Source organism: Chitinophaga sp. (assembly GCF_035538455.1).
GTDB lineage: Bacteria > Bacteroidota > Bacteroidia > Chitinophagales > Chitinophagaceae > Chitinophaga.
In genome coordinates, this window is sequence record NZ_DATLKJ010000151.1 from 1 (window position 1) to 15,126 (window position 15,126).

Genomic DNA, 15,126 nt, shown 5'->3' on the forward strand with positions numbered 1-15,126 from the left:
ATCTAGAAAATCAAATTTTCGGTTTTATTGGCGACTACTGTTGCCCTCTTGTTTTTTGCCTGTAAGAAGCAGGATAATCGTTCTAATCAGCCTCAGAGTCTCAAAACAGAGGCAAAATCTTACTTTGATGATGTACTGGCAAAGCAACCAGGAAATAATGCCATTCAGGAAACTAATCGGCTTTCCTATGATTTACTTCCCGATTGGAGCTCGGTTAAAGAAATAAAAGTACAATCATTCAGTACAGTACTGGTGCCGCTGGTCTTCTCGAATAAAATGCCATATTCGTTGGATTCGCAGAAAGAAAGAAGGTATTTAGGTGCGCCATTCCTAGCCTTTTATAAAGGCTCCTCTGGCAGCATCGTTGCAGAGGTTGTGTATAAATCCCCTACAGCAGATTCGAGAAAAAGTAAATTTGAAGGAGACATCCTTGTTACTTCTTGGGATGGAACAATAAAGAGAAGTTCTTCATATAAAAATGGAGTTGCGCATCGGACAAATGTGTCTATTAGTTATACTGCGGCGAAAGCTAAAACAGAAGGCTATAACTGTGCTGAATTTGATTATTTCCAGGATGTTTATGTTGGAGGTAAATACCAGGGTACGCAATACTTGTACTCAAAAACAGTATGTTTTGATGACGGGGGAGGGCCGAGTGGTGGTTCCGGTGGTGGCGGAGATATGGGTGGAAGTGGTACCAATCCGGATTATTCTGCACCCGATATTGATCCGGAAAATACTAATAGTGTTGACTGTAGTGCAATTGTTTTTAAGCAAACTAGTTCAGCAAACTGGCAAGAGGCAGGAATTACCAAGATTAGATTAAAATGGGTATGGAGTTCAAATGAAGGGATGACAGCAATGAGGACGGTTTATATCAACCAGGTGGTTATAGGGTTGCCACTTAAATATGCTAACGGCACTGAGATTACGCCAGGTCTTGCAGCATCGCTTGCAGCAACATATACAGACTTGGCAAAAATATTTACATATCAAGAGTTTAAAAACTCTCCATATATGCCAGATGACGGAACTGTTACCCTTTATTTCAGGAAGAAATTGAATGAGTTAATGATTGTTAAAGGGGGAACGGCTGGGGTTGCTGGATCTGGAAGCCCCAACATAATTTACAAAGAAGAGCAAAGGACTGCGTGGAATCCCTATGATTGTAAATAAAATTTAAATGAGATTCGCCATAAAAAGGAAGTTTGTAAGAGATTATTTTTTAATGGGGTTTTTTTTGACTTTTTTTAGTTCTAATTTGGTTGGACAACAACCAACTAATACAGCCATGAATCTGGATAAAATACTAAATGATGGAGCAACGGTTCGTGCTTTTGTGGACTCAGAGTTGATTAATTATAATGTCAGCATCAATGAAAAGATAGAGACCAACCATCCTTTGCTGCTTTATAATTTTAATAAGATCCAACCAGAGAAAAAGGTATATACAATATTCAATCTTCCTGTAGATAAAGTTCTGGCATATAAAAAGGACTCAGAACAATTCTGTCTGTTCTTGCTCATGGAGTTTAACAAGGATAGTCTAAATGTTTTTGCTGAGCGCCTGGGATACGCTCACAATGTCACTACTGATGATTATAAAGCGGGTGATTTTGATTTTTTAGCATGGCATTGGAAAGATATGGAAGCATTTATTCTGCCCGACAGAGTAAGCATGGGAAAGTATCCTGGCACAAATAGAGTAATTGTACAGGTTACTAATATGGATCTAAAGGAGGTTCTGAGCTCAGAGAAGATTTTTTTGACAGAATAGTCAATCTTATCTCAAGCTTATGATATACGTTTCTTGATCTGGTATATTCTAGCATAATTTCTTTCAATACATTAGATTGTCGGAAGTAGGGATCAATGAATTTCTAATGCCTACCACAGGCACTGATTTTAAAAATGTACATTATGTACAATTACTTTACATGCTTTGTTGAAGCCTCTAGGGGCGTAGCAAATTTGTCCTATACTCCTGTGTTTGATGGTGGGGATTTATACTACTCGATTAGGGGAGATGAACAACATGAATTCAAAATGACCCGTGGTGATAATGGCCAATGGAAGGTAGTAGTGGGGGAGAGATACCCTACATGGGTTCATGAGAGGGAGCAAGAGCTGAGTTCTCTAATTGAGGAAGAGGCCGCAAAGCAGAAAATCTTCCATGACAGATTAGTTGAAAAAGGTTTTATTTTTCATGAACGAACTGATAGCCATCATCCTTATTATCAGCTAGTCGTTGGAGAAAGAAAGATAGTAATGGTTTTTGATAATGGTGAATGGGTACATTTCATTGAACCGGATAAGATGACACTGATAAGAATTTTATATAACGAAGAAGACTTGGATGCTATAATTAGAGCTGCAACACCGGTGACGTAACCATAATTTTGAATCCAATTAATCCAATTATGGTTTACTACCATTGTAGCCATAGAGAACTAGATAAAGGTGATATTATAGAACCCGGGAATTGGGGAAAGATGATTCGTGAGGCAGGTACGAAGCACAGGTCATGGAATCGAGAGATGCTGTTAGAGGAAATGCGAGTATTACATTTTCCGGAGAAGCCATCGCGCCTTAACAGCTGTTTTTGCTGTATTTCTTTGGAAACAATGAATCTATATCAGAAACATCTTTGCCCCAATGGATATATTTATGAAGTTGAAATAATGGATGCTTTTGCCCCTTTTCATACTGGTGATTTTAATGCTGTTGAACCGATGCCTAGACACCACGCGGATAAGTATCAAATAGCATATGGATATTGGCAATATCGTTATAAAACGACTATTGAATTTGAGGGGAAGGCCATCGCCTGTACAGAATTCCTTACAGCATCTAGGCTGCGAGTATTGCAGAAATTATCATAGTTCAATTAGAACATACTTTTTTTATAGGTTAACTTACTCTGCACGGGACCAATAATAATAACGACTCTTTTATTATCAAATTCGCTTTATGACATTGTTCCCAATGATATAAGCGTAACAAGAAAGCGACGCGGCTGGAGCAGGCATATTAACTTCGATGCCCGTTTCGGGTGGAGCGTCAGAAAGGAAGGGTCAGGCAGCTAATGGACCAGCTCTCCGGATATTACTATTGGCGTGAGTTGCGTGATCTTTTAATCCTTTCAGAAAATGAATTAGCTTAGCGGAAATTTTTTTATGCCTTCCAGGATTGTAAAACAGGTGATCATTATGCGCAAGGATCTCAACATGCGCAAAGGTAAAATGATAGCGCAGGGTGCTCATGCTTCTATCGCTTTTCTCACCAGGCATGCGGTGATTGAAGGGAGTGAACTGCGCACTGGCCTGAAGAACCCGGAAGAAGTAAATGAATGGATGACAAAGGGATTTACCAAGATCTGCCTGTATGTGGAATCAGAGCAGGAGCTGATCGACGTTCATCAGCAGGCATTGGAAGCTGGTCTGAATACCACGCTGATAACAGATTCCGGCCTTACAGAATTTGGCGGCGTACCTACGAGAACCTGTTGCGCCATTGGTCCCAACCTGAATACCGAAATTGATATGATCACGAAAGATCTGAAGCTTTTATAGGTCTGGGTGTGTAGCCGTTAACGGTAGCACTATATGCTAAAGACTATCTCCTTGTTAATAACTTTTCCAGTACCTGTATTTTTTCGAATGATGGTTTAGTTGTAAAAATACCACTGTTACTGTTGTTGCGGATACCGCGTACAAAACAATAAATGACCCCGCCAAACTGTGTGTGGTAGTCAAATCCGGGGATTCTGTTCTCCAGGTATTTTTTCACAGCGACCGTATATATCAGGTATTGCAGGTGGTAGTTGCTCTCATTCATCGCCTGTGCCAGCGCTGTCTGGGAATAGTCTTCCTGGTTGCTTCCCAGGTAATTGGATTTCCAATCGAGGATATAATAACGGTTAGCATGTTCAAAGAAGAGATCTATTTTCCCGTTCATCATACCTTCAAGCTCCTGTTCGGAGAAACGTTTCACATTAACGGTCAGGTGCTCATCGGAGAGTTTGTTAAGCTGCGCTGATTGGAATCCGGGTACGGGAAAGTCGAACTCCAGTTCGGTGAGCCGCTTGTGACGACCAATGGAAGCCAGTTTTAAATGATCGCCATTTATATCGATGAGGGTATGGAATACATGTTGCATCAGCTGCCGCAGCATGGGGAGGTATTGTTCACGCTGGCTGGGTACGAACCGGCGGATAGCTTCTTCCAGCCACTGTTCCCAATTGGAATCATCCGCGAAGTTGATGTTTTCGAAGATGAAGTGCAGAAGATTACCTGTTTTGGCGCCTCTGCGCAGTGTGTGGAAAATGAAGTTATCATATGCATCGGGCTGTTGCTGCGGGCGGGCGCGCAGTGGCTGCTCCTGTTTGGCGGCGAGCATACTATAGCTCATCTTGCGCCAGTGTTCTTCCAGTAATGCAAAGTGAACGGGCGTATGTTTTCCTGATGCAGAAGGTTGCTGATGCTGAATATATTTTCCTTCAGGTGTTTCTGGCAGCGGGCCATCGAGCAGGACGAGGTCGTGGCCGTGCATGGTTACCTGTATACCGTCGAGGAAAGGTGTGAGCGAAGATTTTTTAACCCTGGTATTCCTGAATATATAACATTTATAAACGGCTCTGGTGATGGCCACGTAAATGAGGCGACGGTTTTCCTGCTCCTGCTGGCGCCTGTATGCTTCCAGCTGTTGTTCGGTGAGCCTGTCTTTTTCGGTGCCGGCGTAATCACCGGTTTCGGGATCACGGAAGCTCACAAACCTGATCTGCGCATTTTCTGTGAAATCAAGGAAAGGCGTCAGTACAATTTTGTATTCCAGCCCTTTACTTTTATGGATGGTAGCGATATTCACGGCTTCTTCATCGCTTTCTACCCGTTGCATGTATTCATCGCCTTCCGTGGCCATGCCGTCTATGCCACGTTTGAGCCAGGAGATTACGTCCCGCATGGAGAGATTTTTGCGGCTTTGTGTTTCGTGCACCAGTTCCGTAAGCTGAAAGAGGTTGGTGATGATGCGTTCTCCGTTTTCGGAATGTCCCTGCAACAGCATATTCCTGACGCCAAAATCGGCGATGAAGGTCATCAGTGCGGTATAGGCGCCATCTTCCTGCCAGAGGTCGCGGTACTTACCGAAGAGCGTGAGCGCGGTTTCATCATCAAGGCGGAGTATTTCCTGCACATGGAAGCCGGTAAACGGAGATAACAGCGCGCGGTTAATGCTGGATCTGTCGGGTGTTTCCATCGCCTCTAAGAGGTATAGTACCATCCTGGCTTCGTCTGTTTGCAGAATTTTAGCGTCATCAATGGTTACTGCGGGTATGCCCAACATGGCCAGCTGATGTTTTACATCACGACCTTCATTGCCTGTTCTCACGAGGATACCGATGTCTGAGGGACTGATGGCTTTATCGTTGATGCGATAGGAAGGATCAAGCAGTAGTTGCGCTACCTGTGCGGCCACGCCTGCACTGATATCGGCTTTCTTTGCATAGTGCAGTACGGTAATGGGGACTTCTTTGTGTCCCTGTTTATACAGGTATCCTTTACTGTTATTTTCAGGGCTTTCTACATTGAAATACCCGATACTGTTTTCTTCTCCTTCAAAGTAGAAGGTGTTAAAATCTTCTGTGGGCTTGAAAAACAGATTCATGGCATGGATCATATTTTCCGAGGAGCGGAAGTTATGATTCATGTCGAAGAGGTGCTGTACGTTGTTGCGTGCCCTGAAGTAGGTGAATATATCAGCAGTGCGCCATGCGTAAATACTTTGCTTGGGATCGCCGATATAGAACAGGGTGGTGTTTTCACTGAATGCGTTATGGAATATTTCGTATTGCAAGCGATCGGTATCCTGAAATTCATCGATGAATACTGCTTTGTACTTCTGCTGTAGACCGTCCACCAGTTTGGGGTTGTCTCTCTTCACCAAAGCGGTGTGCAGGTTGTTGATGAGGTCATCATAACCAAGCATATTGCTTCGTTCCTTGAATGCTTTGGTGCCGGTGGTAACTTCCTGTATAATCAGGCAGTATAACTGGTGACGTACGGATTGCACATATTGGTGCAGCTTTTCGCAGATAGTATTGAATATGTCTATTTCTTCCAGCACATTGGCGAATAACTTCTGCACATATCCTTTATCTCTTTTATCAATTAGTTCTTTGATAAAATCGGGGGGAGAAGCAACTTTATCCAGCAGGCCTTTTTTTGCATAGGTGTTGGACTCACAGCTTTTCCTGAGATCATTTGCATGGATGTTGATGTAGCCATGCAATGCTTCTTCCGCCTGCTGTTGCGCTGATTCAAGTTGTACCAGTGTTTCGAGCCATCCGGTTTGTTGTGCTTCGCTTATATCATAGCCGGCGTTTTCATCGAAGCCAAGGTATTTCTTTCCACCAAGATGTTCCCGCATAATCTTCAGCATATCGTCTTTCATATCTTCCGACCAGATATGCTGTAATAATTCAGGATGAAGTGTTGTGATATTTTTGCGCCATGATTTATTCAGTTCGTTTTCGATGATGGGCGTAATATCCGGAACCATCTCTGCGCCGAATAGCTGCTCGGTCTCAAATGCAAACTCATTCAGTGTTTGCTGGCAGAAGCCATGAATGGTGAGTACAGCTGTTTCATCCAGCAGCAGTACCGCATCGCGCAGGCGTTGCTGTACTTCAAGATAGTGAGACCTATCAATCGCATCCAGCACGAGTGTAGTGATATTATCGTCGCCTATTTCAAGACCGAAGCTCACTTTATAAGCGTTGCGGATAAATAACCTGATACGCTCCTGCAACTCTGCTACAGCGGCTTTTGTAAAGGTTACCATCAATATCTCTTTGATGGAAAGATGTTTTTCCAGCACCAGTCTTAACACCAGGATAGCAATGGAATAGGTTTTACCTGTGCCAGCACTGGCTTCTATCAGGTTACTTCCTTCCAGAGCAACCGTAGCCGCTTCAAAATGCTTATATATCTTATGCTCAATCATTGGCCGCTGCTGTTTTGTCGAAGTATTCCGGGAAGATCTCTGTCAGCGGTGTTATCAGCAGCCTGCATGCCTGCCTGTAAATCGCATACAGTTCATCTTCCTCAAAGTATCCTGCTTCGTATTCCTGCAAAATATACGGATCAGAAACGGAATGCTGTGTCTCGAAATTCTTTGTTATCAGTTTATCAAACTCTTCTTTATCCAACGTTTCTACCTTATCAGGCGTAATACCGAAGGACGGATAGAATGGGAGGACATTCACGAAGCCTGATTTGTATATCTTTACCAGTTCACTCAACCGGCTATGCGCTGTTTCCCTGGATAAAGGCGTTGCTTTAAAAACAGTTTTTTTCTCAACGCCGGAAATAAAGTACATCCCTTCAGTAGCTCCGGCTGCAACCGCTGCCAGGTAACGGATATAGGCTTCCACGAGGTACTTCATTTCATTTTTCGACCAGGTGATTTGTATGAGATGCCCGTTGAATATCTTATTGATATTACCTTTCAGCATTACGTCGCCAATCGGAAGTTCAATAGCTACTTTCTGCTCTGGCGCACCATGCGTACATGCATCATACAGGCTGCGGACCGGTGATACCTCTGCTTCCTGTTCCTGTATAGCAACATAGGCCATACTGCCCAGTGGTAGCTGTCCTTTTTTAACGAGACTGTTCTGCAAAGCGGATACCTCTGCCTCTTTCACTGGCAGCAGATTGTTTTTGAGCTGCCACTTTTCCAGTTTGTTAAGATGGAAAAGTTCGGTTTCGCTCAGGAGTATATGCTCGTCGCTGTAGTAGATACCCAGGACTTTGTTGTAATAGGCTTTGAATGGATTTTTGAAGAAGCTGACGAGATCATTCAACGTAATTTCTTCAAAATTCAGCGGGTCGGCTACTTTTTCTTTATGAATGATGTCTTTCCGGAGAGATGAATTGGTATGAAGATAACTGTAAAGACGATAGTCCGGCTGGCCGTATTTCCGGCTGAAGCCCTGCATGGGATGCTGTGTTACCAGGTGTTTTCGGATACCATGTCCTGCTGCTGTACCGGATTCGATATAATCGATCAGTTCATCCACGAGTGCGGAAGGCGGCAACAGGGTATTGTCTTTGACATCTCTTCCTATATAGCTGATGTAGAGGTACTGTTGAGCAGACATGACGGTTTCGAGGAAAAGATGTTTATCATTTTCCTTGATATTACGATCGCCGCGTTGTCGCTTCTGCTCCATGATATTAAAGCTGGACCTGATTTCGCGGCGCGGGAACTTATCGTAATTAAGGCCCATCAGCGCCACGACTTTGAAAGGAATGCTTCGCATAGGGATGAGCGAGCAGAAGGTAATTCCCCCATTGACAAACAAGCCTGAACGTATAGTACCGGTAAGTGTTTGCAGCAGGCTGTGGCTGAAGACATCGAAGGTCACTTTATCGTGCATGTATTTATTCAGCGCATTGTAATCAGACAACTCTTTAATAAGCGTAGTATAGTCTTCATCAATATCATCATCTTCCTGCGGCTCAAACACGAGGTTGTGCAATACCCGTTCGGCATACACCACCCAATCTGCGATGCTGCGGGTGTAGTGCCGCTCTTCTATTGATGCAATCAGGACTTCCACAAAATGACAGAAGCGGATGATCTCATGGGCATCGCTGCCTTCGAGTATATCCAACGGGTAGAAGCTGTCTGCTCCTGCTCCATATTCTTCTTCACCGCTCATGCAGATGCCATACATGATGCGCTGTATGCCATATCTCCAGCTTACAAAGCGGGTTTCATCCTCCTGGCGTCCATCAATACCGAAACGGATGTTAGCTGCCTGCACAATGCTTCTTATCCTGATGGGATCATTGAGCGAAAAACGGTTACGGATATATGAGAAATCAAGTAGCTGCATGACTGTTTCTGCGGTGAAGTTGTCTTCGTTCATGTGCAGAACAGCCTGTAGTGCATTGAAGAGGTTATCGTTGTCGGTATAGCTTTCATCAGCAATGGTATACCGGAACTTGTAGGGCGCATTATTGAATACAGCCTTGATATATGGTGCGTAGGCATCAATATCGCTTACCATCACAACAATATCGCGGGGAGACAGTGCTTCCTGCTTCTGATCGATGAGATGCACGAGGTAGTTGTAAAGCACTTCCACTTCCCTGGCTATGGTGTAGCAGGAATTGATGGTGACTGTACCATCGTGTATATCCTCTTCTGTAACCGGGTTACGGTCGGTGGTTGCGGCGGAGAAAATATCGTGTTGTATTTTATGCAGCAGCGTATCCGGAGCGGGTGGCACGATGCCGATCTCTTCATAGGCATTGAAGAAGGCATCGTATTCAAAGAACAGGCCGAAGCTGTTTTGGATTACCTTGCCCCAGCCTGTGAGTAAGGCGTTGCCTGCATTGGTGTTTTCCGGTATCCGGCCTTCACGCTGCCGCCACCTGGCCAGTTGTTTTTCGCTGCGGTCCTCAAACCAGAATACTTCCGGCGCCGGGTTGATGATATGAAAATGCACGTCTATATAGGCGGATAGCTCATGCAGTATCTTCACGTGGTATGCGGTGATAATGGAAAGACCGAACAGGTGTATCGCCGGGATCTTTTTGGATAAGCCCATTTCAGCTCCTTTATGGCGAAGCGTTTCCAGTATATAGTTGCCTACGATGGTTTTGTCGGGCAGGGCATCTCCGGAAAGCTGCTTTACTTTTATCCACAGCCACTCCTGCCATTCGGCCTGTTGTGTATAGCCGTTGGAGTGGTTACTCCATTCCCGGATCATATCCGGGCGGTATACCTGGTACTGGTCAAAAAGGTCCGCAACTTTTTCGGCGAGGCCCATGCGTTTAAGATCGCTGTCGGGGCCGGTTCCGGTGTAGTAGTCGGCCACGGATGGGAAACGGGAGATAAAGGCGGTTTCGCCCATCAGTTTGTAGAGCAGCCAGCTGAGGTTCTGAGGGGAGAGTACTTCTGTGTAGGCGCCACCCAGCAGCATATAGATATGATACAGCAGGTCGTTGGGTTTCATGAACCGGCAGTTGGCGGCAATGCCCAGCCGGTGGGCGAGTTGCAGTTTCAGCCAGTTGTTCATCCCCTCCGTTTGCGTAACGATATAATGGGACTGAAACACGCCGTTGCCGGCCTGCTCCAGGTCTTCCGACAATCCGGCCGCCAGGCTGTTCAGTGAATTGGAAACCTTTAAGTATAACGACATGTCAGTATCCTCGCTTGTTAATTCTTTGCATTCATCATAAATCTTGCCGCAATGCCGGAAGCCCTTTCTACCCGGCGTTCTGCTGCCAGTAGTATAATTTCTTCCGGTCCCTGTACTATCACCCGTTTCCTGGCCCGGCTTACGGCAGTATACAACAGTTCCCGTGTAAGTATGGGTACTTCTGCCGCTTCCGGCAGTACTATCAGTACTTCTGCAAACTCAGATCCCTGGCTTTTATGAATGGTCATGGCAAATGCTGTTTCTGCCAACGTAAGATAACCGGGCAGCACGCTTTTCAGTTCTCCGTTGCTGTCTTCAAACCAGGCCATCAGAACGCCGTTGTGATCGGGACGAATGATGCCGGTATCTCCGTTAAACAACCCATGTTCATAATAGTTGCGGGTAAGTATGATAGGTCTGTTTTCGTAGAAGGCGGTGTTTATATTGAGTAATTTTTTATCCTGTAAATATTTTTCGATGTCCCTGTTGATGGCATAAAGTCCCTGCCCTCCTTCGCGGATGGCTACCAGTACACGCAGTTCATTCAATTTTTTCAGTGCCGTTGCGGTATCTTCTTCCCGGATAAAAGTAGTATACCCGGAGATGAATTTTTCGAAGAGGGCTTTATCTGAAGATGGATCTATCACTACTTCAGGGTCAGCGCCAGCCGGGAAAAACTCCCTGATAGCGGCGGTGTCGCTGTTGATGATAGCCCGACTGAACTTACCGATGCCACTGTGTCCTGTGAAACGATGACTGCGTCTCAATTCCACCAGGTGCTGAAACAGTGGATGATGGTCGTTATCATTCACCGCAGTGGCGGGGATATGACGTGCGGGTTCACTGATGAAGCTGTTGATGAGTGAGCGCCGCTCTGAGGAAAAGAGATTTAGCGTTGTCTGTGCCTGGCACAGATCTCCGAAGAGGCTTCCCGCTTCCACCGATGCCAGCTGGTCTTTATCGCCCAGCAGTATGATCCTGGTTTGCGGACCGATGGCTTCCATCAGTTTGGCAAAGAGGGCTACATCTATCATGGAGCATTCGTCTGCTATTACTACATCGTAGTTCAGCGGATTGTCCTTATTATGTTTGAAGTACGGCGTGTCTTTTACGGGCTTTAGCAGGCGATGGATTGTAGAGGGGCTGAGTGCCCTGAACTTACCGGTGGTGGCGTCATCTATACTGATGGAGGTATTGCGGAGACTTTCCGCCATACGTGCGGCGGCTTTACCTGTTGGAGCGGCGAGTGCTACTTTTAGAGCCGGGTCAGTTGCAAAGAGTATGGCTAGTATTTTGGCTACGGTGGTAGTTTTGCCGGTACCGGGGCCACCGGTGATAATCGTGAAATTGTTCAATACACCCGTGATGGCCGCGGCCAACTGCCAGTCTACCGGATCATCGGTTGAGCGGATCACCTCATCCGTTGTAAAGAGACGGCTGATCAGGGCGTGTTGCTGGCGGAGTAACGCTGTTCTGTTGGCCAGCACGGTCTTTTCTGCATCCAGCAAGGTCTTTACGCTTTTGAGAAAACTGCTTTCGTAGCGGTAATAGCGTTGCAGATACAGTTTATTCTGATATAAAACGAAAGGCTGTGTGTCGTCGCCGTTTTTCCCAACAAGTGGTACGGATGTCAGCGGAGATGCCCCATTTTCAGGGATGGAGTAGCTGGCTGGCAGCGATTCCTGTTCCTGGCTGATGGTGTCAAGATCCAGGCAGATGTGTCCTTCGCTCAGTTTCCTGGAGAGGAGATATGCATAAGGCTTCAGTGCCGGAATATTGAAATATTCGGCAAACTGCTGATGAACATCATTTAGAGTGACCAGGTTTCGCATGATATGAAATACGCTTGAAATGCTTCAAAGTACGACATTTTACGCGGGATGCGGATGGGTCAACTTAATCTTCTTCTGTAACGTTGATTTCTTCCACACGGCCTATCTGTCCATCTTCCAGGCGAACCTTTATGCCGCGTGAGTGGTAAGGAGCGGATGTGAGGATGTCCTTCACGATGCCATAGGTTCGCTTACCGGTACGCTGATCTTTCTTCAGGATGATGGCCACTTCCAGGCCAGGATAAATATCGTTTCTGTTGCGTCCGTGCATATCTGAAAATAAAAAAGAGTCAGCGCAAAGCTAACTCTTTTTTAAAATTTATTATTTGGAGATGAAGATCTGCCTGAGCTGATCTATCAGCACACCGTTGCCGTTGATGCTGATATTGCTGATCTTCTCAGTGATCTTTTCCACATATTCCATTTCTTTCAGCTTAAACAGCATTGGATTGTCTTCCATCAGTTTTGCTGTATTCATGAGACTACGGGTACTCACTGTTTCTTCTCTCCTCATGATGATATTGGCCTGTGTTTTCTTTTCCGCCACCAATACCTGGTTCATGATGTCTTTTTAATACCTGACAGAAAGATCTTTTGGAATCCGCGCCTGTGCTCGTTCTTAATGGTGCTTTTTTCGTTAAATTTGTTCTGTGTTTTTAACCCGAAAAAAATTTTAACTTATGAACCTTTACAGAACCTTACATCATCCGGACGGCTGGAGCAGTCTGGCTGAGTACGAGATCAGAGGCAACGGAGTCTTCACAACTGTAAACCACGTCAATGGTGTCAACGTGCAGCCCTGGTTTGAAATCAAAGACAACAAGGTGTATCCCACAGTGCATCATCCTTCGGGAATTAGCACAACGCCGTGGTATGAGATTAGTGGCTCGGCGATGAGAAATGCGGTTAATCATCCTAAAGGGACACAAGGAGTGCCGTGGTATGAATTGCATTAAAGAAAAAGGCGCTGATGATACGGCGCCTTTATTATTTTTAGTTTGCTGTGCAAATCAATTTAACAATAGTATTCTATTTATATCCGGCTGCCTGTAGCTCAAACAGCTCTGCATATTTTCCTTTTTGTTCAAGCAATTCTTCATGGCTGCCTAATTCTGCCAGTTGACCTTTCTCCAATACGAGGATACGGTTGGCCATCCGTACAGTAGAGAATCTGTGAGAGATAAGCACTGCTGTTTTATCTTTTGTAAGATCCGCAAAGCGGAGGAAGACATTGTATTCTGCACGTGCATCCAGGGCGGAAGTAGGTTCGTCAAGGATAAGCAATTGGGCGTCTTTCATATAGGCGCGGGCCAATGCAATCTTCTGCCACTCGCCGCCGGAGAGCTCTATGCCTTGATTAAAGCGCCGCCCAAGCATCTGTTCGTAACCTTCCGGCATCTTTTCAATAAGTGGTGCAGCAAGACTCTGTCTGGCAGCATCTTCTATGAGCGAATGATCATTGGCCTGGTTGATGTTGCCTACGGCAATGTTCTGTGATACTGTCATCTGGTAACGCTGGAAGTCCTGGAATATAACGCCGATGTGTGTACGCAGCTCCTGTATATCATACTCCCGAAGGTCAACGCCATCCAGTAATATCCGACCTTCCACCGGATCATATAACCTCGATAGCAACTTCACCAGTGTTGTTTTGCCAGCGCCATTCTCTCCTACCAGCGCCAGTTTTTCGCGGGGATATAATGTAAAGTTAAGGTTACGTACGGCCCACTTATCGGAGTTCACGTACTTAAAGCCCACGTTTTCGAAAGTAAAGCCATGTTGCATCGGCTTGGGAAATGGCCGTGATTGCTGCTTGTTGGACATCTTCGGTTTTATATCGAAGAAATCAAACATGTCTTTCAGGTACATAGCTCCTTGCGTGACACTGGAGAAACGGATCAGAATTCCCTGGAAGGTAACCCTCAGTTGTCGGAAAGAGCCGGCGAGGAATGCGAGGTCACCAATAGAGAGGCGGCCACTAATCGTCTGAAAAATAATGATAAGATAAGCGGCGTAATAGCCGCCACTGCCCAGTACCGCGAACAATGTTCCCCATACGGTGTGCCGTTGTTCAAGGTTTTTCTTGTCGCGGTAAAACGTATCGGAAATGGTTTTGAAGCGGTTGATAAGGAAATTGGAGAGGTCAAATACTTTTACCTCTTTGGCGGTTTCGTCACTGGCGCCGATGTACCGGATATAATCCAATTCGCGGCGTCCGGAGGTTTGGCCCCAACTGAGCTTGTACGAGAGGTCATTGAAGTGCGACTCGCTCAGAAATGCGGGTATCACGGCCACCAGCAGTAGCAGTATCAGCCAGGGATTAAAGATTGCGAGGCCAGCTCCCAGAAAACACATCGTGATCAGGTCTTGTACCTGACTTAATACTTGTGAGAGCAGGATGGTTCTGCCGAAGGTTTGTTGTCTGGCCCTTTCCAGTTTGTCATAAAATTCTGAATCTTCAAACTGGTCGAGGTCCAGCGTGGCAGCATGCTGCATGATTTTTACAGAAGTATGGTTGGAAAACAGGTCGCCCAGTAAGGTGTCCAGCAAGGAAATAGCCCTGCTGAGGGCGTCTGATAATATAGCCAGTATGAATTCTGTTATCACTAGCTGCCACAGGTACTGGGAGTTGTGATGGATGCTGTCTTTACTCAGTATTACTACCTGATCTATGATAAGTTTACCGATATATAGAAGCAGCGAGGGCATGGCTGATTGGGCTATCCTCAGAATGATATTGGCGATGGTCAGCCCGGGGCTGGTTTGCCAGACCATCCTGAAAAATGCCGGGAGGTTACGAAGGGCGGCCAGCCGTTCTTTAAAGGTTAAGTCATCATCGTTGCCGGGGCGTTTCTTCCGGGTGCTTCCTATTGCGCTCATAACTGAAATATACTGAATCTATGTATTCCTTATAACTAAAATCATGAGCTAAATCCTTTATCTTTGGCCGGTCGAAAATGCAGTATTATGACAGTGTTCCTTATTGCCATTGCGCTTATCTGCGCTATAACTGTTACCGGGTGTATAACAGCAATCAATATGCAATCCAGGCAATGGTCTTCTTTTGAGGACTGATCAGAT

The 15,126-nt window shown here is 45.5% G+C and carries 12 protein-coding genes; 6 read left to right on the top strand and 6 right to left on the bottom strand.

What is annotated here, in order from left to right:
- Positions 1-27: 27 nt before the first annotated feature.
- From VM802_RS17715 to pth2, 5 genes are all read left to right on the top strand, one after another.
- Entirely contained in the window at positions 28-1,176 is a 1,149-nt protein-coding gene (locus VM802_RS17715) for a hypothetical protein (RefSeq protein ID WP_325532926.1), read from the top strand.
- 7 nt (positions 1,177-1,183) lie between these two features.
- Positions 1,184-1,777 carry a hypothetical protein gene (locus tag VM802_RS17720; protein ID WP_325532928.1) on the top strand — a complete coding sequence of 198 codons (594 nt, stop codon included), beginning with the start codon at positions 1,184-1,186 and terminating at the stop codon, positions 1,775-1,777.
- A gap of 143 nt (positions 1,778-1,920) precedes the next feature.
- Complete coding sequence (locus tag VM802_RS17725) at positions 1,921-2,391, top strand: hypothetical protein (protein WP_325532930.1); 471 nt, start codon at positions 1,921-1,923, stop codon at positions 2,389-2,391.
- An 8-nt stretch (positions 2,392-2,399) separates the two neighbouring features.
- Positions 2,400-2,882 (top strand): DUF2441 domain-containing protein, encoded by a 483-nt coding sequence (locus VM802_RS17730; protein ID WP_325532932.1) that lies wholly within the window; start codon positions 2,400-2,402, stop codon positions 2,880-2,882.
- Positions 2,883-3,176: 294 nt separating this feature from the next.
- A complete protein-coding gene (pth2, locus tag VM802_RS17735; RefSeq protein ID WP_325532934.1) occupies positions 3,177-3,572 on the top strand; it encodes an aminoacyl-tRNA hydrolase in 396 nt (131 codons plus the stop codon).
- Positions 3,573-3,615: 43 nt separating this feature from the next.
- On the opposite strand, the gene VM802_RS17740 is transcribed toward pth2, so the two are convergent.
- From VM802_RS17740 to VM802_RS17760, 5 genes are all read right to left on the bottom strand, one after another.
- Positions 3,616-7,002 carry a UvrD-helicase domain-containing protein gene (locus tag VM802_RS17740; protein ID WP_325532936.1) on the bottom strand — a complete coding sequence of 1,129 codons (3,387 nt, stop codon included), beginning with the start codon at positions 7,000-7,002 and terminating at the stop codon, positions 3,616-3,618.
- Positions 6,995-10,213, bottom strand: coding sequence for an exodeoxyribonuclease V subunit gamma (gene recC, locus VM802_RS17745; protein WP_325532938.1), 3,219 nt, complete (start codon positions 10,211-10,213; stop codon positions 6,995-6,997). Before recC ends, VM802_RS17740 begins: the two co-directional genes overlap by 8 nt.
- 17 nt (positions 10,214-10,230) lie before the next feature.
- Entirely contained in the window at positions 10,231-12,045 is a 1,815-nt protein-coding gene (gene recD / locus VM802_RS17750; protein ID WP_325532940.1) for an exodeoxyribonuclease V subunit alpha, read from the bottom strand.
- A 64-nt stretch (positions 12,046-12,109) separates the two neighbouring features.
- Complete coding sequence (locus VM802_RS17755; protein ID WP_325532942.1) at positions 12,110-12,316, bottom strand: YwbE family protein; 207 nt, start codon at positions 12,314-12,316, stop codon at positions 12,110-12,112.
- A 51-nt stretch (positions 12,317-12,367) separates the two neighbouring features.
- Positions 12,368-12,607, bottom strand: coding sequence for an SPFH domain-containing protein (locus VM802_RS17760; protein WP_325532944.1), 240 nt, complete (start codon positions 12,605-12,607; stop codon positions 12,368-12,370).
- Between the two features lie 118 nt (positions 12,608-12,725).
- On the opposite strand from VM802_RS17760, the gene VM802_RS17765 reads away from it, so the two are divergent.
- Positions 12,726-13,001: a hypothetical protein gene (locus VM802_RS17765; protein ID WP_325532946.1), complete on the top strand. Its 276-nt coding sequence runs from the start codon at positions 12,726-12,728 to the stop codon at positions 12,999-13,001.
- Between the two features lie 73 nt (positions 13,002-13,074).
- Here the strand turns inward: VM802_RS17765 and VM802_RS17770 are convergent, their stop codons facing one another.
- On the bottom strand, positions 13,075-14,925 hold the full coding sequence (locus VM802_RS17770; RefSeq protein ID WP_325532948.1) for an ABC transporter ATP-binding protein: 1,851 nt from the start codon (positions 14,923-14,925) through the stop codon (positions 13,075-13,077).
- Between the last annotated feature and the right edge of the window lie 201 nt (positions 14,926-15,126).